Source organism: Epilithonimonas sp. (assembly GCF_036780765.1).
Taxonomy (GTDB): Bacteria; Bacteroidota; Bacteroidia; order Flavobacteriales; family Weeksellaceae; genus Epilithonimonas.
Window position 1 is genome coordinate 37,369 of the sequence record NZ_DAIQCG010000001.1, and the last position, 25,608, is coordinate 62,976.

Sequence of the window (25,608 nt, forward strand, 5' to 3'; positions counted from 1 at the left end):
ATTATTTATTGATTAAAGAGTTAATGTTGATCACAGACTGATTGACCTGCTGAATTGATTCCAGATATTTGAGCTGAATATTGGTTGCGGTCTGCAATGCAAAAAGGTATTCAACGTAGGAGATTTCTCCTGTTTTATAACCGAGCTGACCAGCTTTCACAATTTTTTCGGCATTTGGCAAAGCCTGACCGACATAATATTCATATTGCAGAATATCCTGTTTGTATTGGTTCAATACGTTTTCAAGTTGGGCGGACAATTGTTTTTGCTGAAGTTTCGCATTGGATTTTGCCATTTGCTTTTGATAATCCAAGGACTGAATTCTTGCTTTGGTTGCTCCAAACGTCAACGGTATTGATATCCCAATGTTGGCAACGTTAAAACGGTTCCCTGCATTGTAATATTTTTCCTGCCCATTCACGGTATGAAAACCAATGATCGATTGATTCGTATAACCCAAACTGAATTCAGGTAAGCCCTGGGATTTTTCTACATTTTTATTTTTCTCGGCAATTTCCATTTCCTGATAGAATGCTTTGACGGTTGGATGATTGGCAATTGTAGTGCTGTCCAATATATATTCAAATTTCAGTGGCTGATAATTTTCACTAAGCGGAATCTCGATTTGATCATCTGTATTTAAAAGCGTTTTCAAATTTTTGTAAGCATTATCAAGATAGATTTTATTCTGATTTAATAATAGATTGATCTCACCTTTCTGCGTTTCCGCTGTACTGATTTCTATCTTCTTGATGTCACCTGCATTAAATCTGACGGTTGCAATCCTGATAAAATCCTGATACAGACTATCGAGTTTCATTAGTTTCTTCTGATTGTAGTGTAAATATTCAATCTGATAAAAATACGTTCTGACCTGTTTTGCAAGCTCATTAACAGTTAGTTCTCTGCTGATCTGTTTCCCTTTGATTTCCTGAGCAATAAGTTCCTTTCTTGCCTTAAACAAAGTCGGGAAAGGAATACTTTGAGAAATGGAAAACGACTGGTCAAACTTCGGACTGTTGTATTGTCCAAGCTGCGCACTAAAATTCATTTTTGGAAGTTCATTGGCTGTAGGTTTTAAGGCTTCAGAAACTTTAATATCCAGATCCTTCGTTTTTACTGAATAATTATTACTCAAAGCCATTTCTGTCGCCTGCTCCACCGATAATGTTTTTATATTTTGAGCATTTAAAGTTTGCCCTACAAGTAAAAATCCTACAACGACAATCGTTGTCAAAGATTTCATTTTAAAATGATTCTTTCTGAATTTTGTATTGAAAATAATGTACAACATTGGCAAAACAAATAACGTCAAGAAAGTCGCAGTGATCAAGCCACCTATAACCACTGTTGCCAACGGTTTCTGAACTTCCGCTCCGGCTCCTGTTGAAATGGCCATCGGAAGAAAACCAAATGAAGCTACGGCTGCGGTCATTAAGACTGGTCGAAGTCTTGTTTTGGTTCCTTCAAAAACACGTTTGAGAATATCGGTTTCGCCATCTTTTTCCAATTGATTGAAGGTTCCGATAAGAACAATCCCATTAAGAACGGCAACGCCAAACAAAGCGATAAAACCAATCCCAGCGCTGATACTAAATGGCATATCTCTTATCAATAATGCGAAAATTCCGCCAATTGCACTCATCGGTATCGCAGTAAAAATTAATGCAGCCTGCTTAAATGAGCGGAATGTGAAGTATAACAAAAAAAATATCAGGAGTAAAGAAACCGGAACCGCAATCATCAGTCTTTTGCTTGCGGCTTGGAGATTTTCAAACTGACCGCCATAAGTAAAGTAATACCCTGAAGGTAATTTTACTTGCTTATCCAACTTAGTTTGAATATCTTTTACTACACTTTCAACATCACGGTCTTTCACATTAAATCCAATCACAATTCTACGTTTCCCTTCATCACGGCTGATCTGAGATGGGCCTAGTTTATAGCTGATATTCGCTACCTGGGAAAGTGGGATCTGGTTTCCGGTACCAGTTGAGATCATCAAATTATTGACGTCATCGATATTGGTTCGGTGAAGACTGTCGAGTCTGACAACCAGGTCAAAACGTCTTTCGTTCTCAAAAACCTGACCAGCAGATTTACCTGCAAAAGCTGTACTTAAAGTATTGTTAACATCCTCAATACTCAACCCATAGTTTGCCATTCTTGTGCGGTCATACTCTACATTGATCTGTGGTAGCCCGCTGATGCGTTCAATTTGTGGAGCAGTAACCCCATCAACAGATTGAATGACTTTACCGACCTGATCTGCGTAAATTGTAAGGGAATCCAAATTTTCACCAAAGATTTTCACCGCCACATCCTGACGGATTCCAGTCATTAGTTCATTAAAGCGCATTTGTATAGGCTGGTTCTTCTCGAAAAATACACCGGGAATCAATTCTAATTTTTCTGAAATTTCATCTGCCAGCTCATCATAAGACTTTTTACTCTTCCACTCATCCTGTGGCTTTAAAACAATGATCAGATCAGTCGCTTCCGGAGGCATTGGGTCAGTGGGAACTTCGGCAGCCCCTGTTTTTCCCACTACCATTTTCACTTCATCAAAACCTTTGATGATTCGGGATGCCTGCATAGACGTTTCAATACTTTGCGACAGTGAACTTCCCTGGGGCAATATGCAGTGAAAAGCAAAATCTCCTTCCTGTAATTGCGGGATGAATTCTCCTCCCATCCTGCTAAAAATAATTAGGCTCAATGCGAATAAAGCAATAGTCACTGAAACAATCACTCCTTTAATTTTTACCGCTTTTTGCAATATTGGCTGGTAGATACCTTGCAGTTTATCCATCAACTTATCAGAGAAACTTGCTTTTGTCGAAATCTTTTTAGATAAGAACAAGGCGCTCATCATAGGAATATAGGTCAACGATAGTATCAAAGCTCCTAAAATTGCAAAGCCAACTGTTTTTGCCATTGGCGTGAACATCTTACCTTCAACACCCACCAAAGTTAGAATAGGAATATAAACGATCAAGATAATAATTTCCCCAAATGCAGCACTGTTTCTGATTTTAGAAGCGGAAAGGAAAACTTCTTCATCCATCTCTGACTGTGTCAGTCTTTGAGTAGATTTTCTAAGTCCCAAATGATGGAGTGTAGCCTCCACGATGATCACGGCACCATCAACGATCAATCCAAAATCTATCGCGCCTAAACTCATCAAGTTGGCACTGACTCCGAAAACATTCATCATCCCTAATGCAAAAAGGAGTGATAGTGGGATTGCAGAGGCAACAATCAATCCTGCTCTGAAATTTCCTAAGAATACGACCAGTACAAAAATTACGATGAGTGCACCTTCAATAAGATTTTTCTCAACCGTATTAATTGCTCTTCCAACAAGATCTGTACGGTCCAGGAACGGCTCTATAATCACATCATTTGGGAGTGACTTCTGGATCGTCGGAATTTTATCCTTAATTAAATTGACAACTTCATTACTGTTTGCTCCTTTCAGCATCATAACAATACCACCAACAGCATCTACCTGACCATTATAGGTCATTGCTCCATAGCGAACTGCACTGCCGAGACGGACTTCCGCAACATCTTTGACAAAGATGGGAACACTGCCAGTTTTATTATCAATGGCAATATTTCTAATATCCTCAAGCGAAGTTACGACGCCGATTCCACGAATGAAATAGGCATTTGGTTTTTTATCAATATAAGCCCCTCCTGTATTCTGATTGTTCTTTTCTAAAGCGGTGAAAAGGTCTGTGATGCTGATTCCCATTGCCCTAAGACGGTTGGGATCGACAGCTACTTCATACTGTTTCAGTTCTCCTCCAAAACTATTGACTTCTGCAACACCGGGAGTTCCGTTCAGCTGTCTTCTTACGATCCAATCCTGCATTGTTCGCAGTTCTTTGGAGGAATACTTTTTCTCGCTACCTTTTTTCGGATGGAGAATATACTGGTACACTTCCCCTAAACCAGTGCTGACTGGCGAAAGCTCAGGCGTTCCAACGCCTTTCGGGATTTCTTCGGAAGCTTCCTTCAGTTTTTCAGTTATGAGTTGACGTGCAAAATAGACATCAACATTTTCCTTAAATACAACGGTAATAACCGATAGACCGAATCTTGATATACTTCGGGTTTCTTCGATATTGGGAATATTGGCAATGCTCTGTTCAATTGGGAACGTTACCAACTGCTCTACTTCCTGTCCCGCCAATGTCGGGCAAACTGTAATGATCTGAACCTGATTATTGGTAATATCAGGAACTGCATCAATGGGCAATCTCGTTGCACTCCACGAGCCCCATATAATCAACAACAAGGTCATTACGCCAATAACAATCTTGTTGTTGATGCTAAATTTTATGATTTTATCTAACACAGAATTTTTAATTTAACTTTTTATAGAAATTGCTGTTGAATAATAGGCAGAACCTGTCCGAATATCAATAATAATAGTACAGCAAACATAATATTGAAGACAATGCATCAATTACAGTGTCTTTCAAAAAATCGGTAAAAAATTAAATTTTGGGAGGTTGCCAAATGTGGTCATAAACCTGATAGGCAATATTATTCTTGTGAAAAAGAATCTTTTTTGAAAAATAGAAGGAAATCTTTGTTGGAATTTCTAATAAAGGTTCAACCTTAAATGCAATAACCGTGATTTGGCAACAGCTACAAAAACAGAAAGGAGAACAGGTATCATCACTTTCGTCAGAATGAGTATCCTCCGCCTGCATCGAAGTTTTGGAAGAATGATTTGATAAAGACTTTGCATTGATATCACTGCAAGGCATTACCAATAATGCGATGAAATAGAATGTCAATATGAGTCTTAAAACTTTCACTTTACAAAAGTATTAAATATAATTTTATTATTGTGTCTTTGGTTGTAACGAAAAATTATCGTAGGACTACATTATGTCAAGGGATAAATGAGATGGATAAACACTTTAGAAAATCATCAAAATTGTAAAAATAACTATTTCTGTATTACGAGCTGTTTACAATTAAGATGAATTCTAATATTTTTGTTTCAGCCACAAACTAACCCTTACCAATAAAATTAAAACAGGTACTTCCACAAGAGGGCCGATGACCCCAACAAATGCTTGTGAAGAATGGATTCCAAAAACTGCTATAGCAACGGCAATCGCTAGTTCAAAATTGTTTCCAGTTGCCGTAAAAGCAATCGATGCGTTTTTATCGTAAGGCACCTTCAATGCCTTACTAATGAAAAAGCTGATGAAGAATGTGAGAACAAAGTAAATTACTAATGGGATAGCAACTTTAACAACGTCCATTGGTAGCTCTAAAATTTTGTCTCCCTTCAAACTGAACATCAATACTATAGTAAACAGCAAAGCATACAAAGTAATAGGTGAAATAGCCGGAATGAATTTTCTATTGAACCACTCTTTTCCTTTCAATTTAATCAAGAAATAGCGGCTCAAAAATCCTGCAATAAATGGGATCCCTAAATAAATGAATACACTCTCGGCAACGTCTTTCATTGGTACAGCAACATTGAAATTACCTAAGCCTAGTTTTTGTGGTAGTACATTAATGAAAAGCCAGACATAAAAACTATAGAACACCAATTGGAAAATACTGTTTAATGCGATTAGCAGTGCTGCGTACTCCCGATTACCTTTTGCCAGATCGTTCCAGACAATGACCATTGCAATACATCTTGCCAGACCAATCAAAATTAGACCAATCATATAGTCCGGCTCATCTCGTAGAAAAATGATAGCTAGAACAAACATTAAAATAGGGCTGATAATCCAATTTAGAAGTAATGATACCGACATTACTTTCTTGTCTTTAAAAGCCATTGGTAAAAGAGTATAATCCACTTTTGCCAACGGTGGATACATCATCAAAATCAATCCTATTGCTAAAGGAATATTAGTTGTTCCGACAGACAAAGAATTTGTGACAGTAGAGATATTAGGATAGAAATATCCCAACCCAACGCCCAAAAGCATTGCTAAAAAAATCCATAAGGTAAGAAAGCGGTCGAGGAATTTTAATTTTGGTTGCATCGTCTAATTATTGAGTTGAGCGTATTGTTCCGCTGTTAATAAATTTTCAGTTTCTCTTAGGTCTTCAATTTCAATTTTCACCATCCAGCCATTATCAAATGGATTAGAATTTACAATCGTTGGCTCTTTTAAAAGTTGCTCATTGGTTTCAATTATTTTCCCTGAAAGAGGCATAAATAGGTCGCTGACGGTTTTAATGGCTTCTACAGAACCAAATACTTCGTCTTGTTTGAAGTTATGATTAACATTCGGCAAGTCAACGTATACGATTTCTCCCAATTCTTTTTGAGCGAATGCTGTAATACCGACAGTTGCAATTTTGTTCTCAATACGAACCCAAGTATGTTCTTTAGAATAATATAAATCTTTTAAAAGTTCCATTTTTTAGATTTTTGAAGATTAATAGCCACGTCTTAGATTTTCTGCATACTCGTTTGGAAGAGGGCTGTCTTCCACTGCCTTTGCTGCCTTTTCAAAGTCATAGTCAAAACGGATAAATTCTACACTGATGCTTTCTTTGTTCAAAATAGAACTGTTTTCATCAACTGTCAACATCACATAACCACCTCTGATATCATTGTCTTTCGGCTTCCCAACCGAACCGATATTTACTGCGTGACGAAAATGATCTTGACCATCAATACCCGAATTTAAAACTCTGTGATATGGTATGTGTGTATGTCCGAAACACATAATGTCGGCATCGGCCTGTTCCATAATGCGGAGCATACTTTTTTCTTCACGGTCTTCGAAAAGATATTCATTTATTTTTCTCGGACTCCCGTGTACCAAAAGCAGGTTTAGTTTGTCTTCATTCAATTGAAATTCTACTTTTATATGTGCTGGAAGTGTACGCAGGTACGCACGTTCGTCGTCTTTCATCAAAGAATTAGTAAAAGAAATGGAAATGTTTCCGTTGTCCTTCTCAGCGTCTGTTTTGTAGGCGCAACCGCATTCATTGCTCATTCTCCCAATACCAAAATCGTAGTTGCCTGCAATAGTTGGTATTCTTCTTTTACGGATTTCATTGACCACTTCGTTTGGCCAGATATTGTAACCTACTAAATCTCCCAAACAATAAATGCTGTCGGGATTTCTTTTTTCAACATCTGTAAAGAATGCTTCCAATGCAGGAAGATTAGCGTGAATGTCGCTGAATAATGCAATTTTCATTTTTTGTTGATTTTATAATTTTTATTTCTAATCTATTCCAGTAATTTTACTCCTGCATTCCATCAAGACAGTGTCTTTCCAAACCCCATTCTTTCTTCCAATTTTTTCCCTATAGCCGATGATCCTGAAACCACATTTCTCGTGTAATCTTATGCTATTTTGGTTTTCTGCAAATATCCCGGATTGTAAAGTCCATATTTCATTTGACTCACTTTGTTTAATCAATTCATTCAACAACATTTCACCAATCCCTTTCCCTCTTGCAATTGTTGCTACATAAACACTTACTTCAGCTACGCCCGAATAAACACATCTGCTGGAGACAGGAGATAATGCAGCCCAACCAAGCATTTCTTTATTTTCATAAATACTGATCCTGCAAAAATTAAGGTGTCCTTTATCCCAATCTTCCCATATTGGCAAATCATTTTGAAAAGTGGCAATATTGGTTTCTAATCCCTGACCATAGATTTCTACCAGCTCTGGAAAATTTTCTTTGGTAATAGGCTTTATTTCCATAGCAACTGAATTAGCAACATCCGCCACCTGGTGTGCAAGAATTGTTTTGATTTACATTAAGTTCAGATAAGTTTTTCTTTTCTTTTTCTGATGGAATTCCACAAGCATCCTGTGCTAAACAAGCTGTAGTCTTATTTTTTAGAATAAATGTTTTCCCGTTAAATTCCAGATCATATTTACCGATTGTCTCACTTTGATATTCAACTTCAATATCAAAATCTTCTATTCCTAATTTATCTTCAGAAAGTTTGATAATGTTGAGTAATTTGTTAGGTTTTAAACGATGTTCAAAATCGTCTGCATTCCAAAGCTGAAAATTGACAACCTTCTCTGAACGGATGACACCGCCACAATCAATAAAGTTTTTATTGATAATTCCTACTTCCGTAACGTGAAAATGTTCAGGAACAAAAGCACCATTCTCTAATTGGAATTCAACATTTTCTAATGTTGGCAAAATTTGTTTGACTTCTGATAATTTCATAATTGAATCTTTATAGTTTAAATGCAATATTGCGATATATTTTGATAAAAAAATGCTAACAGCATTTTGATTTGGTAACGGTTTGTACTATTGCGGAAAAATAAGTGTTTAAAATTTCGATAGTCTTTTCGTCTATACAATAGCAGATAGCGTTTCCGGAAATGTTACCTTTTATGATCCCGGCATTTTTCAATTCTTTCAAATGTTGGGAAACTGTTGGTTGAGCTAATGGTAATTCATTCACGATGTCACCACAAATACACTCATTAACTTTCATCAAATACTCAATAATAGCTATTCTGGCAGGATGCCCCAATGCTTTTGCAATAGTTGCAATTTGATTTTGTTTGTCTGTAAAATGTTCTGTTTTAGTAGCTCCCATAATTCCAAAAATATTATATCGCAATATTACGATATAATATTTACTTCGCAAAATATTTTTTAATAAATTGTCTAAAGAGAAGCTTAGGGATCCAATTCAAAAAGAATTCAAATAGTAGAAAATATATTCACCGAAGGTTTTTACCTTAATTTTCACCTCCAAAGTAATTTTCCAGCTGATTGATAATTCTTTAATGATTTTCATTACTTGCGTTATATCCATCTTTAAACCTCAGAAAATCTTCCGCTTTTTTAGGATTATTTTTAATCCATAATTGCATTATTTGAGTGTTTTCTCTCAAAATTGTTATCTCATTTTCATCGTAGATTTTTTTTCCTTCATCAGCAATTTCATTTAAAATATCTTGGCGTAGTTCACTTTTAGCTTTGATGCTTTCTTTGTACCAATTGGTTGAGAAATTAATGGAGGCGATCAGTACTAAAACCGCAAAGACAAAAACTCCAATTCCGCTCCAAATAAATTTCTTCTTCCATCGTATATCCTTTCCTAAACCCTCCAAATAATCTTTAGTTTCTTTTGAAAGAACCATTTCTGTCTGGGTAGGAATACTGGCAAGAAATTCAGTTATTTTGGCTTGCATTAATTTGAAAAAGACCACAGTTTCATTATTGAGTGACTGTCCGTCTTCCAAGCAGATCTTTAAATCATTCAATAGAGTCGTATGATCTTCAATGGCAAACTGAAGTTTGATATTTTGTTCAATATTTTCCATATTTGATTTGATCACGTTTTCTAAAAGTTCCATTGCGTTACTTTTAGATTCTTTATTTTCACTATCCATATTTATTGTTTTATATTTTTAATTATCTTCTTAATTTTCGCTTCTTTTTCCAGAGTTCATCTTCGTCCTGAGAAACATAGGTTGGATTAAGGAAGTCGCCTATTAACTCGCCTGCAATATCTATTAAGCTTTCATTTGGGTCTGATTTCAGATGATTACTTGCATCATTATTTACACTATTTTGACTTAATGATTTTACCAGATCATCAAGACCAGGATCTATTGCCGACAGAGAGAATCCGACATTTTTAAGGAAGAAGAATCCGCTTTTCTGTTGATTACTATCAACTTTATTGATCCATATACCTTGAATTTCATTTTTTTGATTGGCTTTAAATTCTCCATTGTATTGCATCTTTACAGAAAATCCTTTTTGTTGTATATTTTCCCGAAATTCCTTTAAGTTGCTAGCGTATTTTTGTACTTCCTTAACCGCAGTTTTAACTTCAAACAAAGATTTTATTTCAGAGATTTTCAATTGATTTGAAATTTCAGACAATTTGTAACCAGCTATATAAATCCTTTCAGTTTGAAAATTTTTGTCTTTTTCCATCACAATTCGCATTCCCGAAATCCCGTCTTTGACATTTGAAGACAATTGAACTTCGTAACCTTTTTTCTTCATTGATAAGATCAGATCATCAAAATTATCTTCTGCCCTGATAGTTTCGGTCAAGATTTTCAACATCTCGGCTTTTTTTTGCACTCCAATTTCAACATCGGTTAATAATCCTTTCTCTTTACAAACTTCTCTGACAGCTTCACCAAATCTCTTTCCGATATCGTGTGATTTCACGGTGCACTTTCCCGAAATATCAATCCTGTTCACGATAAAATGAATATGCTTATGTTTCGTACTATTGTGAATATCCAGTCGGTACTGATTTTTGTTTGTCACACCAACTTTTGCAAGAGTTTCCATCGCAATCTGTTTTAATTCCTCATCTTTTAATACTCTGCCTATCTCGTCTGGTTGAGAAATATAACCCGTCAATGCCCATTTCTTCACTTTGAGATTTCTTTCAGCTACGGTCTTCATTTCGTTAAATTGACCTTCAGCAGTGTCACTCAAAAGATAATTCGAAGCCACCATTTCTGCTGTTCCTTTATCGTTTGCATTGTATTCCAAAGCAATTTTTGTAATGGTTCTTGTGGTTGCCGAATTATTCATTTTTCTGAGTTTTTAGAATATAAATATTGATGAATTAATTGGATCAGATTTTCAATTTTTACTAAAATATCTTTCTTGTTTTCAAAAACATTCCATTCCCGATTTCTTAAAAGATTAGTGATTTTTTTGAAATGATTTCCATATTGAAGCAACACTTCATCAGTTTGGAATTCATTAATTTTAAGTTCCTTTTCGAACAAAACATTCCGAATATAAGTGGACAATTTCAGCGGATGTTTTTCTTGTTTTTTAAGTAGAATTTCATATTCAGCATTGGTCATTCGTATTGAAATAACTTTGTCCAATTTTTTATTTTCTTTGGTTTTTAAACCACCTTTACGACCTAATTCCTGAAAATATTTTTTTCTCTTTTCCTGAGCAATTTTGACTTCATTTTCTTTGGTGGCTTGGTTTATAAATTCTTGTAAAAAGTCTTTTTCCATTGTGTAAATTTTATTGCATTTAAAAAACATTTCTGACGATAGGAAGAAATCAAAAATCCCAATTTTGCAATCAGCGGGTACGCTTATTGTAAACTTTGGGTACTTTTTGCACTAACATACCACCATATTTTACCTGTATTTATTTTACTCACCTTCGTCTTTGCTTCACTTGCCTTTCAGGTGATGGATTTTTGTGAATCATCCAATCATTTAAATCTTTAAAATCTGAATATAAAACCCGACAATCTTCTGCGTTTTTGTTTTCATTTTTAATCATTTCAACGGCACGATTTCCTGCTTCGTCATTATCAAAATAAAGCTCTATATTTTTATAATTTTCAAGTGAATTTTTAATCTTAGAAATCATCGAAACGGAATTCAAAACGAGATAATCGACAGGTTCTTTTTCTAAAAAGTTCTCTACATTTTTAAAGGAAAGAAAATCGAAAAAGCCCTCGAAAATCCGAAGCGATTCTGATCCGTTTTTTATGGTTGAAATATCTTTTTTGCCCAAACAAATTTTCGAATATTTATTGCGGATTTCATAACCGCCAGAATAGTTCTTGAAGCCAATTCCAAAATAGTTTTTATCTTTCATTCGGTAATGAATTTCGTCTAAGAACTGAGTTTGATTTCCAACTTTTCTTTCTCTTAAATATTCCAAAAGTGCAGGATGCTGAACGTTTTTAATTTCAATGATCTCATAGTGTTTAGATAAATTTTCTGCTTTCTGATTTGAAATACTTTGCTGATGAAATGAAGAAAAATTTTGATTTTCTGCCCATACTAAAACTTCATTGACCGAAGCGTTCAGGTATTTCTTCATAAAGTCGGTATTCGTTCCTCCGATCCCTTCTGAAAATAAATACCAATAGTTTAGACTTTTATTGATTTTAAAAGAGGCTTGGGATTCGTTGGCAAAAGGGTTGATATACCAAGCTTCTTTTTCATTTTGTTTCGTTGGAAGGTGTCCGAGAGAAAGGAGGACTTCTTCCAACGATATGCTGTTGAATTGTTTGCAGTTCATTGTTGTACTTTTTAATGTTTTTAGTAATAAGCGTATGAATTTTGATGGGTAAAGTAGACGGATTTAGTTTTGTCAAATGTTTGATGAATTGATGAGAAAGCCTTTTAAAAAATTGATTAACAATAATTTAAACTCTCATCAAAGTCTCATCACCTCATCAAAGTGGAAATATTCTTCTCATCATCCTCTCATCAAAAATCAAGGTTTAAAAGTTTGATGAGGCTTTTGATGAGAGATAACACATTGATTTTCTTTTTATTATCTATTAATTCATCATTTCATCAAATTTTTGGAGAATAAAATTCCTTTCTATTGTAAAATACCGCCCTGTTTTATTCTGTTGAAAAAAACTTAAGCCATAATCTAGGTCGTATTTGATATAGGCTAATGAATTGTTTTGAGGCTCGAGCTTCCAGATTTCTTTCAGCAGTTTCCGTATATCGTTTACTGTCCAATATTGTTTGCTGAACATTTTACCAAGCATATTGAAAATATCTTGCGGAATACAGTTAATAATCTTGTCTTCGGTACTTTGGAAAAACTCATATAAAAGTTCGATGATCTTAGATTCCAGTTTATTGTTATTTTTCCAAACCAATTTCTGAAGGGCTTTTGTTCTGATCTGCGAATCAGTGAACCACATTCTTGTCTCCTTACGGCTGTGAAAAGGTCTTTGGATTAGGTAACGAAGGAAATAGGGAATCTCCTTGTTTAGATTGTGGAGAAATTCAGTGTTCTCGCTTTTGATTGATCTTACTTTAATAATCCAGAATCGGATCTCATTTTCATCGATCTGAATGAAGTTATCTTCATTATTGGAACAGAGAATGAATTTTCCAAAAAATTCCACTTCTTCACGATCTTTTCCTTTTGCCTCCTTCTTGTCTTTATCAGTCGTCGAAAGATATTTTAATCGTTCCGTAATTTCTTTTTTATCAAAGAATACTTCATCAATAGCAACGATTAGCATTGATGTCCAATCCGAATTGAACTGACTGCTGAATGAGTCACCTTTGATATAGGTCATATTAAGTCCAAAAATAGATTTCAGCCATTTTATGAACGTGGATTTTCCAGTAGATCTTTCTTTACTTACAAGACAAAGAATCGGGAGTATCTGTGTTGGATATTGCAGTAAGATCTTGATGTAATCCAATCCTAATTCCAACTGTTCTGCGAAAATATGCTCCATAAATCTAAGTGAAAATGGAATCTTCTCTTTTAGGCTTGTTTGCTCTAGTGTTTCTTTGATCGGCTGGTAAGGAATCTCATTGTAAACATTATAAAATCCTTGGATAATTTGTTGGTATTGCAAATGGGATGGTATACAACAGAAACCGTCATACTTAGGAACTTTTGAGACGTATATCTTTCCGTGATCGCTGATAATGGTTTCACGATTCCATCGAGTTAGTATTGAGATCTTATCTCCTGAGATTAATGGTTTCTCAATAGTTTTATAGTAGGTTGTCCCTACTCTTAGATATGGGATTTTTTCGCTCATATTTTAAAGGTTTGATTCCGTACAGGAAATACGGAAGGGTGAATTGGAATGCTTGATAAATAAAAGTCTCTATCTATCTTCTATACTTAAGCGACTTGACTTCGTTTAAAGCATCCATAAGATCAAAATGGTTGACTCTGTAGAATCTTCCTATTTGTTCCGCCTTAATGTTACCTTTTAAAATATGTGAGCGTACGGTTTGATAATCGAGTTTTAGAATTTCTGAACACTCTTTGATAGAGTATAGTGTCTTTTTCAACTCAATTTCAGGTTCTTTTTTGAGAGAATAGAGTAAGTCTTTCACTTCCCCTAATTCGTCGAGAATGGTTTGGAATGGATTTGTTGTCTGCATAATCTGTGATATTTATTTGCAGACAAAATTGTATGATTAGAATAACTAATAATGCAATTCTACTCAATTGCGTAAAGTTTAATGCTTGATATTAAATAGCTTAGATAATTCGTAATAGATAGTTTCCTCAAAATCATTAGGTTTCACAGTTATTGCCCGTGAAAATGTTCCTTTGTCAAAATTGGAATTATATTCGTTTTCCATAACCTCAATAATAGTGGTGTCTTGAAAATCCGGATTTATAATATGATGGTCTTTTAAGAATCGGTGGATTCTGATGAAAGAAGATTTCTGATCCACGAGCAGATTGTGATTTTCATCGATGAATTTTTTGTCTTTTAAAAAAGCGATGAAAATTTTAGAACTATTTTCACCAATCATAATATCTGATAAACGAACTTCTCTATTTGTTTTGCTTTGTAAAGCAAAATATAGAAAAAGCGTGGTTTCGGCGCCACTTAGAAAATTGCCTTGCAACTTCATTAAATTACTTGAACTTATCAGGCTGTTTGATTCTTTCTTATAATGATCTAAACAATAGCGAATCTTGTCTTCAAAATTATGATTTCGTGATGTATCAATATCTTTGAAATGAAAACTGAAGAAGTTGTCTAACTTTTCATATCTAATCAAATACTCATTCCTCAATTTTTCATTGAGTACAACTTTAGAAGATTTTTGCTTGGCTTTTTCTATTCTCTTTTGAAACCGCTCCTGAATCTTTTCTCGTTTTATCAAATGATAAAGCATCATCGGATAGCCGACAAATTCCTCCCAAAAATTCCAACGTCCGTAAAGTTTTTTATGATCCATAATTATAATTGTGATTATTTAAAAACCTCATTCATATAGTTGATCTTATCATCTTCGCTTGGTCTGTAGTAGGCATTAAACACTTCTAAGCTGGTATGACCGGTGTAGCTCATAATTACCTTATCCGGAACTCGTTTGTTCTTCATTATAGTAATAAAACTTCTTCTTGCAGTATGCGAGGAAATTCTCGTCCAAAATTCAGCTTTTTGGTCTACCAGCTCATCACCATATTTCATAGTTTTTTTTATTTCATCAGTAAACTCTAACTTTTTAAAAACCTCTTTGATATATTCATTCATCTTTTGATTTGTAATACTTGGCAGATTATAATCATACTTTTCCAGTATTGATTTAGAAATACTGTTTAAAGGAATTGCTAAGTTTTTAGATTTACTTTTTAAATCAATAACCCGTATGAAATTTCCGTCAACATCACTTCTGGAAATCGTACTGTAATTGCCAAACCTCATTCCGGTAGTACAACCAAAAACAAAAAGATCACGAACCTTTTCTAATCTTTTGTTTTCACTGAGATTGTAATTATATATGAGTTCAACTTGTTCATAATTCAAAGCTATTTCATCAGTTGTAAATTTCGCAGGTTTCTTGAAAGCAATAAAATTGTTATTGTAAGTATATTTTTTATTTAGAGCCCAAAGAAGAAAAGTCTTGAGCAGACCAACATTTCTATGTAATGTATTTGCAGAATGTTTCTTTTCTTCAATACAATATTTTAGAAATTTGTTATAAAGTTTATTGTCAAATTTTCCTAAGCTGATCTTTACTTTGCTATTGCTTTCAAAATCTTCGAGTAAATTCTTATTGCATTTGTAACGCTTTAGAGTTGAGTTTGAAATCGAATTACCGGTATAGTCGTTTTCCTTCTCATCTAAAAACTCCTGATAAATTCTAAAGAAATCACTTTTAACTGTTATTTTTTTGAATTTTTCATCAAATCTTTGTTTAAGAATATCAACGGTAAGTTCTTCATTTATGTTCTTATATCGATTAACAATCTCTGTAAAAAAACTACTATATCTATCCAACTGCATTTTAACACTTCGATGAATCTCTGCCCTTTTAGTTCTTCCGTTTAGGTCATTAGGTTGCCTACCTTCAAAATCCCATTCGGTTGGTTTTATTTTCTCACCAGTAGAATAGATAAAATTCTTACTTTCATTGTTGAAAAATGAACGGAAATAAATCAGAGTTTCCTTTGTACCATTGGGTTGCTTGAGTTTAAAAGTGTAATTCATCAGGTGCCAGTTTAGGTGCTACTTCTTCTATATTTAGACATAAAAACTAAGTATATTAGTTTATACAAATATAGTTAAAATGCTGATAAATAGAGAACTTACATATTTTAAGTTATGTTAAAATATATAAGGTTCGAAAACCTCCAACTCCACCAAAAAAAAGAGACTCGTACGAGTCTCTTTTTTTTAATTTATATATCTTTTTGTGAACCACTTGTCCAAAAAGTCTACACTAATATTCAGCATGTGATAATTGTCTTTTATTGCAGCATTGGTAAAAACACCTCGTTTCCCATAGCCATAACCTACATTCAAAATGATTTTGTTCATCGGAATTCCTAATCCAACTGTGGCTTCCATTTTATTGATTTCACGATTATTCACTTTAAAATATCCTGTATCATAATTGAGTCCAACACTATAAATTAAATTCTCAGAAAGAAACTGGCTGTTTCTTCTTTGTGGAAGGAGTTCAAAGCCTAAACCATAGACTTGCTGCCTGTAGTATTTCTCATTTGTAACTGTATTTTTAACTTCATTCCAATTGCTCTGTGTAAAATCAAAACTAAACCTGTATCTATCGTTTTTCAAAATACTTACACCAACACCCATTTCCAAAGGAAGTGCAGAATCTTTTGATCTTAATTTTGTTGTAGTACTACTATTATATTCTCTGTTTTCGGTATAAACTGTTTCTCCATTAGCATTTAAATTACTTTTGAAATTAACAATAGCTCCCAATGTCAACTGAAGTCTTTCTTGTTGAAAATACTTATTGAATTGAGTTCCCAAACCATAGCTAAACCCTGTATATCTTATATTCCGACTAATTTCGAGTTCAGAATTTGTGGTAATGATTTCTTTACGGATAATAGTCCCAAAGTTATTTTTTACCTTTCCTCCAATGCTCCAATTTTTATCAATCTTATAGCCTAAAGTAACACCAAGGTTGGTAATTCCGCCACTTCCTTCGTAAGTAATGGGATAAGTATCAGAGGTTCCCTCTACCGGGACTGTAGAAACAAACTTATAATCTGTAGAAGTAGATGGCTGAACACTTGCTCCTAAAGAAAATCTATTGCTAATTCTCATAGCTAGACCAAGATTGGTAAAATTTCCGTTGATTCTTCTGTCTGTCCCTTGATTGCTGGAAATTGTATTACTCTTCAGTAAACCGCTGACATCAAAAATCACATTCTGCATCCCAATTGTTGTGATAGATGCTGGGTTTTTCGAATTAATATAATCTGGTGATTCTAGAGCTATGCCGGTATTTCCTAAAGCAATATTTCTCGCATTATCAACATTATTCATCGTTCCAATCCCGAAATAAGAATAAGGAGAAGATTCCTGCGCCCATGTTTTCTGCATAACAATAACAGCAAAAAACATCAATATTTTAATATTATGATTCATAAATTCTGAATTAATAGCCTAACATATAAAGTTTAAGTTTTGCCGGATTGGTACTGTTCTTTTGGCTTCCAAACACCACTTTCCCTGAAAGAACATCTTGATATGAAGATGGATAAATTAGAACATTATAATTGGAATCTGAAGTTTCTGACAAAATAGTATTGACGTAACTCAGCATATCGAAACTATAACCATAGTCACTTTGAAACTCGCTTTCGTCGGATAAGCTGACTTGTATTTCTGTAGTTCCATCAGTTTGTAAAAATGTTGAAGAAATATTATTTTTCTTATCTCCGAGATAGTAATAAAGCGGGCTCGGGTTATAAAAATCTTTAGAATAATAGCCTGCAACAGGACTCAATGAAAGATTGGCACTAATGATTTTATAATTGGTATAGAGGCTTTTCAGACTTTTTAGATAAGGAATCTCAACTTTAGTATAAACACCAATTCCTGCCATCAGATAAGTTTTGTTACCGAGATTTTTAGATTCTATTGGATTAGTTGGACTCAGATTGGCTAATTCGGAGCCTGAAAAATCACTTTGGATTTTGTTGTAAGAATAAGATGTACTCGGATTGATATCTAACGTATATTTTACTTCTTCTGTTCCGTTTACAGAAGCTGTATGATAATATAACCTGACTATATTTGATACTTTTTCTTTTGTAGTTTTACTAATCTGAACCTGATAAGAAGAATTGATTCCGAAGCGGAGCATTGCATTATTATCAGATGATGGAACAAGTGCCAGACCTTTATAAAAATTAAGAAAATATTCCTGACTGTTGGCATCTTTGCTTTTCAATAGATTAAAGAGGTTCTGACCATAAGCCTGATCTAATTTAATTTTCACAAAACTACTATCTGTATTAGGTCTGGGAAGAAATTCTGCACTTCCGATTGAGGTAGAAGAATACTTAAAATTGCTTTTATTATAGAGATAACCATTATTCAGCTTGATTCTACTTTCCATCGGATGAACATCCAGTTTAAAAGTTTTAAGTGTATCACCATAATAGAAATCATTATTTGTCAGATACATAACAATGGAATCAAAAACCACATTGGTCGTAGTCGCCAGAGAATAGCTGGAAGGTGTCAGTTCAAAAAGAGAAGCTGATGTTACTTTTCCGAATGTATTGTCTTTTATATTCCCAACCAGCATTGCACTTTTCCCGGATGTCACAACAGAATCTTTCATTATTGTTGACATTTTGATTGTCAGCGTATCAATCAGTGCTACTTTGGTTTGTGCCGAAACCAAGGAGTTTCCTACTTCATAAGTGTTGCTTTCTCTTTCGCAGGAGCATATGAAGAGAATAGAAACACACAACAAAACATATTTGTACATTTTTTTCTGTAAACATACACTGAGTATAATATAGAGGTAAAATGTTTTCTTCCTTTCTTTATTAGTTTTCGACACTCTAACAGCTTTTGTAGATAGCTTCGGCTTTTAAGGAGCAATACAAATTTGTCGAAATAACAAGTCCGTTTACCGACAAAAAAGCCACGTTGGTCTAAAAAATTTTCAGAATAGATGAAAATGGAATTCATTTGCATCAAAAAAATAATGGACAAGAAACTTTCGGTCTTGGTTCTTGCTATGGCAGGACTATTTTTGGTATCAAGCTGTCGAAATGATGACGATGATGAACTGGTGGGAAATTGGGTGAGGGTTTCCGATTTGGATGGAAAACCACGTTCCAATGCTTCTGCTTTTGTGGTGAATGGGATAGGATATCTAACCGGTGGTTACGATGGAGAAGATTATTACAATGATCTTTGGAGTTACGATCCTAATGCCAACTCCTGGACGCAAAAAGCAGATTTCCCAGGCGCAAAAAGAAGTTCTGCGGTCGCTTTTGCTACGAACTCTTACGGTTATGTAGGAACGGGATATGATGGACTCAACAAGTTAAGTGACTTTTACAAATATGATCCTTCATCCAACTCTTGGGCGCAGATTGCAGATTTCCCTGGAACAGGTCGATACGCAGCTTTAGCTTTTGGAGTAGGAAGCAAAGGTTTTGTAGGAACAGGATATGACGGAAGCGAGTTGAAGGATTTCTACAAATATGACGAGGCAACATCCAGCTGGAGCAGCATCGTAAGCTTAGGAGATTCTAAAAGAAGAGACGGAGCAGCGTTCGTAATCAACGGGATTGCTTATGTAGGCTTCGGAACCAACAACAGCAGTCTTGTTTCAGATTTCTGGGCATTCGATCCATCGGCAGAAACTTGGACCAGAAAAGCAGATACGAGCAATGATGATGATACTCAAAACAGATCTTCTACTGCAGCTTTTTCAGCCAACGGATTAGGATATGTTTCTACAGGATCTGTAAGTGGTGTTACCAACTCCACTTGGGAATATAACCCTTCTACAGATGACTGGACAGAAAGGTCAGCCTTCGAAGGTTCTTCCAGAGAAAGTGCGTGTGCATTCTCATTCGGAACTTACGGTTATGTTTTGACAGGAAACAGCGGCTCTTCCTATTTTGATGATATCTGGGTTTTACATCCAAACGAAACACAAAACGATGATGACTAGATCTTTGTGGAAATCGATGCTTTTTTCAGGGATTTGTTTGATCGCGTGTCAGAAAAAAAATAATCCAATTGACATCAAAATCACTCAACAAAAGGCAGGTTATGGTTATCAAATCATTAAAAACAAGAAAACCTTTATAGATCAGCCTTATATACCTGCAATACCTGGCGAACAGGTTTTCAAAGACAGCTTACAAGCTAAGAAAACCGCCAGTCTTGTGGCACAAAAAATAAAAAATTCATCCATTCCTCGGATTTCGGTAGATGAACTAGACTCAATGAAGATTGAATACGAAATCCAAAAATTTCAATAAGCAATAATTCCTTCAATTCTGATATTGAAGGAATTTTGCGGTTAAAAAAAGAACTTAAATACTTGTTATGAAAACGTTTCTGAAACGCATACAAACCACCTACATCTACCACTGGATTATCTGGATGATTCTTATCGCGTTCAAATTGATAATGGATTTTTCTGTCTTTGGAAACTTTCTGTTTCTGATGAATCTTCAGATTTTTGTCGCTGCCATTTTTTTATTTTACCTCAATTATTATTGGTCATTGCCTTATATCATTAAGCAAAAACCAAAGACGATTTTCATCATCGTGATTTCGTTTTTTGTGATGTACATTGGATTGACAATTTTATTTTCTCCACCAATGCATCATCCGCCTTTTCCACCAAAAGATTTCCCTAAGGATTTCCCAAGACCGGAAAGAATGATGAATAAAAGGCTTAATCTCCACGATATATTCTTTAAAATAGGATTGTTTTCAATCATCTTCAGCACATTATTGTTTTTTGTTGACAAATGGATGGAAAATCAGAAAATGATAAAAGCTTTGGAATTCGAGAGACAATCCAGCGAACTGAAAATCCTAAGAGAACAAATCAATCCTCATTTTTTCTTCAATGCGTTGAACAGTATTTATTCTTTATCAATCACACAATCCAAAGATACGCCGAGAGTCATTTTGGTTTTGTCTGATATTATGCGTTATGTTCTGAATGACAAAAACGGACAGAAAAACAATCTGAATGATGAGATCATCAACATCAAAAAATACATCGAGATCCAGTCAATCCGATTTAATAAATTCAATAATATCAATTGGCAATTCTATGGTAACTTCGAGGCTTACAAAATAGAACCTTTATTGCTTCTGACATTCATAGAAAATGCTTTCAAATATGCAGATTTTGGAAAAGGTCCAGTCGATATTAAAGTTCATTTGCAAGATCACATTTTGGATTTCAATGTCAAAAATTTTTATGAGAATAAACCCAGTGCCAGAACAGATAATAATCAGCTAGGCATTAAGAATACAAAAATGAAACTCGATTTGCTTTATCCCGAAAAATATCAGTTGGATATCAAGGATAATGGCTCTGAATACGAAATAAGTTTAAAACTTCAATTAAATTAAAGATGAATTGTATAATAGTAGATGATGAAGAATTGGCACATCACGTGATTGAAGAATTTATCTCCAGAATCCCTTTTCTGAATCTTGTGGCGAATTGTTACGACATCCAGGAAACCATTAATGTGTTGCAAAATAACACTGTTGATTTAATTTTTCTGGATATCAATCTTCCGAATATTTCGGGAATAGAATTTCTAAAAAGCTTCAACAAACTCCCGAATGTCATTATCACAACGGCTTATGACAATTGTGCCATCCAAGGTTTTGAGATGGATGTGATTGATTATCTTCTCAAACCATTTTCTTTTGAGAGATTTTTGAAGGCGACTTACAAATGTTTTAATCTTTATAACAACAAAAGAATTCTACAAGAAACTAGTAACGCTTTGAAAGAATCTTTCATATTCGTAAGATCAAATAATGAAGATGTGAAACTGAATCTAGATGAAATTATGAGAATCAATGCGCTGAAAGATTATATTGTGATTTATACTCATAACAGAAAACTGATCGTGCATCAAACAATGAAATCAATTATGGAAAAGATGAATTTTGATAATTTTATCCGAGTTCACAATTCGCATATTATTTCGCTTCAGCATTTGCAAAGTGTGGGCAAAAACAGTTTAACTATTGGCGACGAAAGAATCCCAGTGAGTGAAAAGTATAAGACTTATCTTTCTGGGATTATTGAAAGGTATAAATGATTTAACCTAGCTTATGAATTTTATTTCAGAATCAATTTTAGAAATCGGATTATAAATTTTATATTCACGGTCTTAAAAAAATTCATAAAATGAGTGTTCACATTAGTGCTAAAAAAGGAGAAATCGCTAAGACGGTTTTGATGCCCGGCGATCCACTTAGAGCAAAATATATTGCTGATAACTTTTTGACGGATGCCAAATTGGTAAGTCAAACAAGAAATATCTATTTCTACACAGGAAATTATAAAGGTAAAGAAATCACTGTTGGCGCGAGCGGAATGGGATTCCCAAGTATCGGAATCTATTCTTTCGAGTTATTTACAGAATATGAGGTTGAGACGATCATCAGAATCGGAACTTGTGGGGCTTACTCAACTGATTTGAAATTATTCGACATCCTGAATGTAGAAAATGCAGCCAGTGAAAGTACTTACGCCAAATTTGCTTGGGGAATTGAAGAAGATGTCATTTCTAACCAAGGAAATGCTTTTGATAAAATCAATGAAACGGCAAAAGAATTGGGACTTGAAGCAAAAGCAACCAACATCCACTCTAGCGATATCTTCTACAGAAAAGATCCTGCTGTTCCGGAAATTGCAATGAGACACAATTGTCCTGCAGTAGAAATGGAAGCTTTTGCGCTTTTTGCTAATGCAAAACATCTTGGTAAAAATGCAGCAACAATTTTAACAGTTTCTGACATCATCCCAACACACGAGCAAATCTCTGCTGACCAAAGAGAAAAAGCATTGAGAACAATGATGGAATTATCTCTTGAAACGGCGATTAAGTTATAATTTGAGATATTAGAGTTTAGAAGTTAGAGATTAGAACTTTGATTTACATTAATATAAAATGCTTCTGAATTATCAGAAGCATTTTTATTATGATAAATAACTCGAAAGATTACTTTTTAATGACTTTCACCGAATTAGTTTCAGTTTCAGAAATTACTTTCAGAACATAAGTTCCATTCGTTAACTGACTCATATCCAAAGACGCATTTTTAGCATTGCTCACATTGAATTTTTGAACCAATTGGCCTGCAACATTATAAATCTCAACATTCTTCAAGTTAGAATTGTTCTTATTCTGAATCGTTACAAAACCTGAAGTTGGGTTAGGATAAACACTGATTGAATTTTGTTTCTGAGCATCTTCTACAGCAAGTAGCGAACTACAGTTGTAAACGTAAATTTCGTCTAAGTACCAACCTTCAACACCATTACAGCCATCAGTTCCCAATTCGAATCTGAATTTGATATTAGATCCGGAAACAACACCGATTTTAGAAAGATCGATCACACTTTGTCCCCAGCTTCCGCCAAGAGAGCCACCATCTGTTCCTGTGAACGCTCTTTGTCCTTTCAATGGATTATCATTTTGGGAAGTTCCGTCTAAGGCACTATTAAAGCTATTTTGTGTAAATGCTGTCACTGGCAACAATGTCCAAGAACCACCATTTAAACTATATTTGATATTTCCTCCATCCCAAGTAGATTCTGTTGCTACATAATGGTTGAAAGCCATTTCGTACTTCCCAGAAGAGAAAGTTGGGATAGTAATTGTTGGACTTTCCAGACGAAGAATTCCGTTTTGTAAATTGGATGCACAATCTCCGTTGATTGGGTCAACCGCAAAAATTGCTTTACCAGCTCTGCTCTTTGGCAAATTACTTTTTATTGTCCAATCTCTAGCTTCCCAAGTTGCTGGTTTTGTAGGAATATTAGAAACCGTCCAGTTTCCTAAACCATTTTCCCAATCTTCTTTGAACAAAGGGTTAGAAGTTGCAACAGCACAAAGATCCGGTACTGGTTTTAGTATAGGCTGATAATTACATTGGGTAGCTGGAGAAGTTCTCAATTGTACAGCAAGAATTCCGTTCTTAATATTCTGCAGATCCGCTGTAGTGAATGATTGTCCGCTTAATCCTGCAGGAGTAGTTGTTGTTGATAATCCTTGCAAATTGATTCCGATTAAGTCGTTAACAGATGCTTCCAGCGCATCGGCAAAATTAGCAAAATCGCTGGTTGCTGTAAGGTAATTCTTTTGTGCTCTCCACCATAGATGTGCAGCCTTTACAAAACCTATCCCAGTCATTGTGTATCCGTTGTAAGTACCGCCGTCTACCAATAATGCATATAAGTGGTTGGTCACACCCGAATTGGTATGCACGCCTCCCGAATCGGCAGTGCCGCAATAATAATTGGCAGCATCCAAAACTTTTGCAGGATCACCGTTACAATTGGGATTCCACATATCACGGATAGCTCCACCAAAGGATGTTGCATCTTCTCCCATCTTCCAACGCAAAGATTCTGAACAAGATGTTGTAGTTCTCACATTCAGGTTTTCGCCATCATCTTCATAATTATTCAATAGATCGATGGTTTCTCCCCAGACATCCGAGTAAGACTCATTCAATGCACCAGATTGATATTGGTAAATCAAACCACTTGTGTACTCTGTATAAGCGTGTCCCCATTCGTGTGCGATAACATCATCCGTGGCAGTTCCGTCACAATATCCGGCATAAGTTCCATTCCATCTTGCATTTGGGCAGGAGATTGTCGGATCATTATTGACAGTAATCATCGTGTGATCTGCTGCATCATAAGATACATATCCAAAGGCATTCTTGAAGAAATTATAAACATGTTCTGATGTAACAACTTCATTTTGTTGCCAGTTGCTCAAAGTCCCAGGAAACCCATCGCCTTCTTTCCACTTCAGATTAGAAGCATTGGTATTGGTTTCATAAAGTTTTCTGTCGATAGGGTGAATTCCGGTAAACTGCTCTATCAGTTCTCCCGTGTGAGCATTGATGAAAAGAAATTCTCTCACATCTTTTTTATTCGTAACCTCTATTTCGTATGCTAAATATGGTGTTACAATACCGCCTTGAGCCAGATTCTTCGGAAAAATCAAAAGCTTGGTTTTCAAAGCATCCAAAGGTGTATTAGATAGATTAAGGTCTTGCTTAGATACAATATTTTTTGCAATGCTTTCAGCTTCTATCGAAGAAATACCAGGTGTAGAACCAACTTTGATATTAGATAGTGCATTTCCATTAATGGACGTCAATTCTTCTTTTCCATTGAAATGGAATTTTAGAACACCATCATACACAGGAACACCTTGATGTTGCTGCATATAGACTACATTCTTCAAACCGTAATTATCAATCTTTTCTTCTACAAAAACCAAATCATTCGCGGATTTCAGATTGAAAGCTTTGAAGTTTTGTGCTAAGAATTCTGCAGCTTTTGCTTTTGCTCCAGCCGATTTCAGCTGAAGTGCTTTGGCATCTTTAAAAAGAATAAAATTAGGATTAGATGTGCTGCTACTGATTGTAACGTTAGCGTTGGTTTTCTTTTTCAATTGAGCCAATTCTTGGGATTCTTGGGAAAATCCGCAGACATAAGCTAAAGCAAGTGCTAGAGTAAATGTTTTCTTCATATTAAATTTAATTGCTAACAAATATATACAATATCTTCAGCATATTAATCAATAAAACACAAAGAAAACCAACAAACATTA

The 25,608-nt window shown here is 34.8% G+C and carries 24 protein-coding genes; 5 read left to right on the plus strand and 19 right to left on the minus strand.

Annotated features, from left to right (window positions below; genetic code table 11):
- Nucleotide 1 precedes the first annotated feature (1 nt).
- From V7P73_RS00165 to V7P73_RS00250, 18 genes are all read right to left on the minus strand, one after another.
- Complete coding sequence (locus tag V7P73_RS00165; RefSeq protein WP_082474556.1) at nucleotides 2-4,366, minus strand: CusA/CzcA family heavy metal efflux RND transporter; 4,365 nt, start codon at nucleotides 4,364-4,366, stop codon at nucleotides 2-4.
- Nucleotides 4,367-4,508: 142 nt separating this feature from the next.
- The gene (locus V7P73_RS00170) at nucleotides 4,509-4,835 is read right to left on the minus strand and encodes a DUF6660 family protein (RefSeq protein WP_082474554.1); all 327 of its coding nucleotides are present in this window, start codon (nucleotides 4,833-4,835) and stop codon (nucleotides 4,509-4,511) included.
- A 174-nt stretch (nucleotides 4,836-5,009) separates the two neighbouring features.
- Nucleotides 5,010-6,035, minus strand: a complete 1,026-nt coding sequence (arsB, locus tag V7P73_RS00175) for an ACR3 family arsenite efflux transporter (RefSeq protein ID WP_056013313.1) — start codon at nucleotides 6,033-6,035, stop codon at nucleotides 5,010-5,012.
- A gap of 3 nt (nucleotides 6,036-6,038) precedes the next feature.
- Entirely contained in the window at nucleotides 6,039-6,416 is a 378-nt protein-coding gene (gene gcvH, locus V7P73_RS00180; protein ID WP_056013310.1) for a glycine cleavage system protein GcvH, read from the minus strand.
- An 18-nt stretch (nucleotides 6,417-6,434) separates the two neighbouring features.
- Nucleotides 6,435-7,208: a metallophosphoesterase family protein gene (locus tag V7P73_RS00185; protein ID WP_333850332.1), complete on the minus strand. Its 774-nt coding sequence runs from the start codon at nucleotides 7,206-7,208 to the stop codon at nucleotides 6,435-6,437.
- A 27-nt stretch (nucleotides 7,209-7,235) separates the two neighbouring features.
- On the minus strand, nucleotides 7,236-7,727 hold the full coding sequence (locus tag V7P73_RS00190; RefSeq protein WP_056013483.1) for a GNAT family N-acetyltransferase: 492 nt from the start codon (nucleotides 7,725-7,727) through the stop codon (nucleotides 7,236-7,238).
- A gap of 10 nt (nucleotides 7,728-7,737) precedes the next feature.
- On the minus strand, nucleotides 7,738-8,211 hold the full coding sequence (locus V7P73_RS00195; protein WP_333850336.1) for a DUF6428 family protein: 474 nt from the start codon (nucleotides 8,209-8,211) through the stop codon (nucleotides 7,738-7,740).
- A gap of 55 nt (nucleotides 8,212-8,266) precedes the next feature.
- Nucleotides 8,267-8,593, minus strand: coding sequence for an ArsR/SmtB family transcription factor (locus V7P73_RS00200; RefSeq protein ID WP_002981116.1), 327 nt, complete (start codon nucleotides 8,591-8,593; stop codon nucleotides 8,267-8,269).
- 190 nt (nucleotides 8,594-8,783) lie between these two features.
- Nucleotides 8,784-9,395, minus strand: coding sequence for a hypothetical protein (locus V7P73_RS00205; protein WP_333850346.1), 612 nt, complete (start codon nucleotides 9,393-9,395; stop codon nucleotides 8,784-8,786).
- Nucleotides 9,396-9,417: 22 nt separating this feature from the next.
- Nucleotides 9,418-10,566 (minus strand): relaxase/mobilization nuclease domain-containing protein, encoded by a 1,149-nt coding sequence (locus V7P73_RS00210; protein WP_082474552.1) that lies wholly within the window; start codon nucleotides 10,564-10,566, stop codon nucleotides 9,418-9,420.
- Nucleotides 10,563-11,009: a plasmid mobilization protein gene (locus V7P73_RS00215; RefSeq protein ID WP_056220643.1), complete on the minus strand. Its 447-nt coding sequence runs from the start codon at nucleotides 11,007-11,009 to the stop codon at nucleotides 10,563-10,565. The genes V7P73_RS00210 and V7P73_RS00215 overlap by 4 nt, the downstream gene beginning before the upstream one ends.
- Before the next feature lie 148 nt (nucleotides 11,010-11,157).
- On the minus strand, nucleotides 11,158-12,036 hold the full coding sequence (locus V7P73_RS00220; RefSeq protein ID WP_333850350.1) for a toprim domain-containing protein: 879 nt from the start codon (nucleotides 12,034-12,036) through the stop codon (nucleotides 11,158-11,160).
- A gap of 265 nt (nucleotides 12,037-12,301) precedes the next feature.
- Nucleotides 12,302-13,540, minus strand: coding sequence for a primase-helicase family protein (locus V7P73_RS00225; RefSeq protein ID WP_056220638.1), 1,239 nt, complete (start codon nucleotides 13,538-13,540; stop codon nucleotides 12,302-12,304).
- 73 nt (nucleotides 13,541-13,613) lie between these two features.
- Nucleotides 13,614-13,892, minus strand: a complete 279-nt coding sequence (locus V7P73_RS00230; RefSeq protein ID WP_056220634.1) for a helix-turn-helix domain-containing protein — start codon at nucleotides 13,890-13,892, stop codon at nucleotides 13,614-13,616.
- Between the two features lie 78 nt (nucleotides 13,893-13,970).
- Complete coding sequence (locus V7P73_RS00235) at nucleotides 13,971-14,705, minus strand: hypothetical protein (protein ID WP_333850353.1); 735 nt, start codon at nucleotides 14,703-14,705, stop codon at nucleotides 13,971-13,973.
- A 14-nt stretch (nucleotides 14,706-14,719) separates the two neighbouring features.
- The gene (locus V7P73_RS00240) at nucleotides 14,720-15,961 is read right to left on the minus strand and encodes a tyrosine-type recombinase/integrase (protein WP_056013289.1); all 1,242 of its coding nucleotides are present in this window, start codon (nucleotides 15,959-15,961) and stop codon (nucleotides 14,720-14,722) included.
- Between the two features lie 186 nt (nucleotides 15,962-16,147).
- Nucleotides 16,148-17,377, minus strand: coding sequence for a hypothetical protein (locus V7P73_RS00245; RefSeq protein WP_333850359.1), 1,230 nt, complete (start codon nucleotides 17,375-17,377; stop codon nucleotides 16,148-16,150).
- A 10-nt stretch (nucleotides 17,378-17,387) separates the two neighbouring features.
- On the minus strand, nucleotides 17,388-18,731 hold the full coding sequence (locus V7P73_RS00250; RefSeq protein ID WP_333850361.1) for a DUF4270 family protein: 1,344 nt from the start codon (nucleotides 18,729-18,731) through the stop codon (nucleotides 17,388-17,390).
- A gap of 189 nt (nucleotides 18,732-18,920) precedes the next feature.
- Here V7P73_RS00250 and V7P73_RS00255 point away from each other — a divergent pair, with 189 nt between their 5' ends.
- The 5 genes from V7P73_RS00255 to deoD all read left to right on the plus strand — a co-directional run bounded on the left by V7P73_RS00255 (nucleotide 18,921) and on the right by deoD (nucleotide 22,865).
- The gene (locus V7P73_RS00255) at nucleotides 18,921-19,934 is read left to right on the plus strand and encodes a Kelch repeat-containing protein (protein ID WP_333850362.1); all 1,014 of its coding nucleotides are present in this window, start codon (nucleotides 18,921-18,923) and stop codon (nucleotides 19,932-19,934) included.
- Nucleotides 19,935-19,950: 16 nt separating this feature from the next.
- Complete coding sequence (locus V7P73_RS00260; RefSeq protein WP_333850363.1) at nucleotides 19,951-20,247, plus strand: DUF4907 domain-containing protein; 297 nt, start codon at nucleotides 19,951-19,953, stop codon at nucleotides 20,245-20,247.
- A gap of 67 nt (nucleotides 20,248-20,314) precedes the next feature.
- Nucleotides 20,315-21,361, plus strand: a complete 1,047-nt coding sequence (locus tag V7P73_RS00265) for a sensor histidine kinase (protein ID WP_333850364.1) — start codon at nucleotides 20,315-20,317, stop codon at nucleotides 21,359-21,361.
- Between the two features lie 2 nt (nucleotides 21,362-21,363).
- The gene (locus V7P73_RS00270) at nucleotides 21,364-22,068 is read left to right on the plus strand and encodes a LytR/AlgR family response regulator transcription factor (protein WP_312421379.1); all 705 of its coding nucleotides are present in this window, start codon (nucleotides 21,364-21,366) and stop codon (nucleotides 22,066-22,068) included.
- Nucleotides 22,069-22,157: 89 nt separating this feature from the next.
- A complete protein-coding gene (deoD, locus tag V7P73_RS00275) occupies nucleotides 22,158-22,865 on the plus strand; it encodes a purine-nucleoside phosphorylase (protein WP_333850370.1) in 708 nt (235 codons plus the stop codon).
- A 109-nt stretch (nucleotides 22,866-22,974) separates the two neighbouring features.
- On the opposite strand, the gene V7P73_RS00280 is transcribed toward deoD, so the two are convergent.
- Nucleotides 22,975-25,527: a M4 family metallopeptidase gene (locus V7P73_RS00280; protein ID WP_333850371.1), complete on the minus strand. Its 2,553-nt coding sequence runs from the start codon at nucleotides 25,525-25,527 to the stop codon at nucleotides 22,975-22,977.
- Nucleotides 25,528-25,608 lie beyond the last annotated feature (81 nt).

What these genes read in the sequence shown, in the direction of transcription:
- V7P73_RS00225 (WP_056220638.1), bottom strand. Translation starts at nt 13,540, where the DNA reads ATGAGCGAAAAAATCCCATATCTAAGAGTAGGGACAACCTACTATAAA.
- V7P73_RS00280 (WP_333850371.1), bottom strand. Translation starts at nt 25,527, where the DNA reads ATGAAGAAAACATTTACTCTAGCACTTGCTTTAGCTTATGTCTGCGGA.
- V7P73_RS00235 (WP_333850353.1), bottom strand. Translation starts at nt 14,705, where the DNA reads ATGGATCATAAAAAACTTTACGGACGTTGGAATTTTTGGGAGGAATTT.
- gcvH (WP_056013310.1), bottom strand. Translation starts at nt 6,416, where the DNA reads ATGGAACTTTTAAAAGATTTATATTATTCTAAAGAACATACTTGGGTT.
- V7P73_RS00265 (WP_333850364.1), top strand. Translation starts at nt 20,315, where the DNA reads ATGAAAACGTTTCTGAAACGCATACAAACCACCTACATCTACCACTGG.
- deoD (WP_333850370.1), top strand. Translation starts at nt 22,158, where the DNA reads ATGAGTGTTCACATTAGTGCTAAAAAAGGAGAAATCGCTAAGACGGTT.
- V7P73_RS00250 (WP_333850361.1), bottom strand. Translation starts at nt 18,731, where the DNA reads ATGTACAAATATGTTTTGTTGTGTGTTTCTATTCTCTTCATATGCTCC.
- V7P73_RS00215 (WP_056220643.1), bottom strand. Translation starts at nt 11,009, where the DNA reads ATGGAAAAAGACTTTTTACAAGAATTTATAAACCAAGCCACCAAAGAA.
- V7P73_RS00210 (WP_082474552.1), bottom strand. Translation starts at nt 10,566, where the DNA reads ATGAATAATTCGGCAACCACAAGAACCATTACAAAAATTGCTTTGGAA.
- V7P73_RS00230 (WP_056220634.1), bottom strand. Translation starts at nt 13,892, where the DNA reads ATGCAGACAACAAATCCATTCCAAACCATTCTCGACGAATTAGGGGAA.
- V7P73_RS00205 (WP_333850346.1), bottom strand. Translation starts at nt 9,395, where the DNA reads ATGGATAGTGAAAATAAAGAATCTAAAAGTAACGCAATGGAACTTTTA.
- V7P73_RS00240 (WP_056013289.1), bottom strand. Translation starts at nt 15,961, where the DNA reads ATGAATTACACTTTTAAACTCAAGCAACCCAATGGTACAAAGGAAACT.
- V7P73_RS00220 (WP_333850350.1), bottom strand. Translation starts at nt 12,036, where the DNA reads ATGAACTGCAAACAATTCAACAGCATATCGTTGGAAGAAGTCCTCCTT.
- V7P73_RS00190 (WP_056013483.1), bottom strand. Translation starts at nt 7,727, where the DNA reads ATGGAAATAAAGCCTATTACCAAAGAAAATTTTCCAGAGCTGGTAGAA.
- V7P73_RS00200 (WP_002981116.1), bottom strand. Translation starts at nt 8,593, where the DNA reads ATGGGAGCTACTAAAACAGAACATTTTACAGACAAACAAAATCAAATT.
- V7P73_RS00255 (WP_333850362.1), top strand. Translation starts at nt 18,921, where the DNA reads ATGAAAATGGAATTCATTTGCATCAAAAAAATAATGGACAAGAAACTT.
- V7P73_RS00185 (WP_333850332.1), bottom strand. Translation starts at nt 7,208, where the DNA reads ATGAAAATTGCATTATTCAGCGACATTCACGCTAATCTTCCTGCATTG.
- V7P73_RS00245 (WP_333850359.1), bottom strand. Translation starts at nt 17,377, where the DNA reads ATGAATCATAATATTAAAATATTGATGTTTTTTGCTGTTATTGTTATG.
- V7P73_RS00260 (WP_333850363.1), top strand. Translation starts at nt 19,951, where the DNA reads ATGCTTTTTTCAGGGATTTGTTTGATCGCGTGTCAGAAAAAAAATAAT.
- V7P73_RS00270 (WP_312421379.1), top strand. Translation starts at nt 21,364, where the DNA reads ATGAATTGTATAATAGTAGATGATGAAGAATTGGCACATCACGTGATT.
- arsB (WP_056013313.1), bottom strand. Translation starts at nt 6,035, where the DNA reads ATGCAACCAAAATTAAAATTCCTCGACCGCTTTCTTACCTTATGGATT.
- V7P73_RS00195 (WP_333850336.1), bottom strand. Translation starts at nt 8,211, where the DNA reads ATGAAATTATCAGAAGTCAAACAAATTTTGCCAACATTAGAAAATGTT.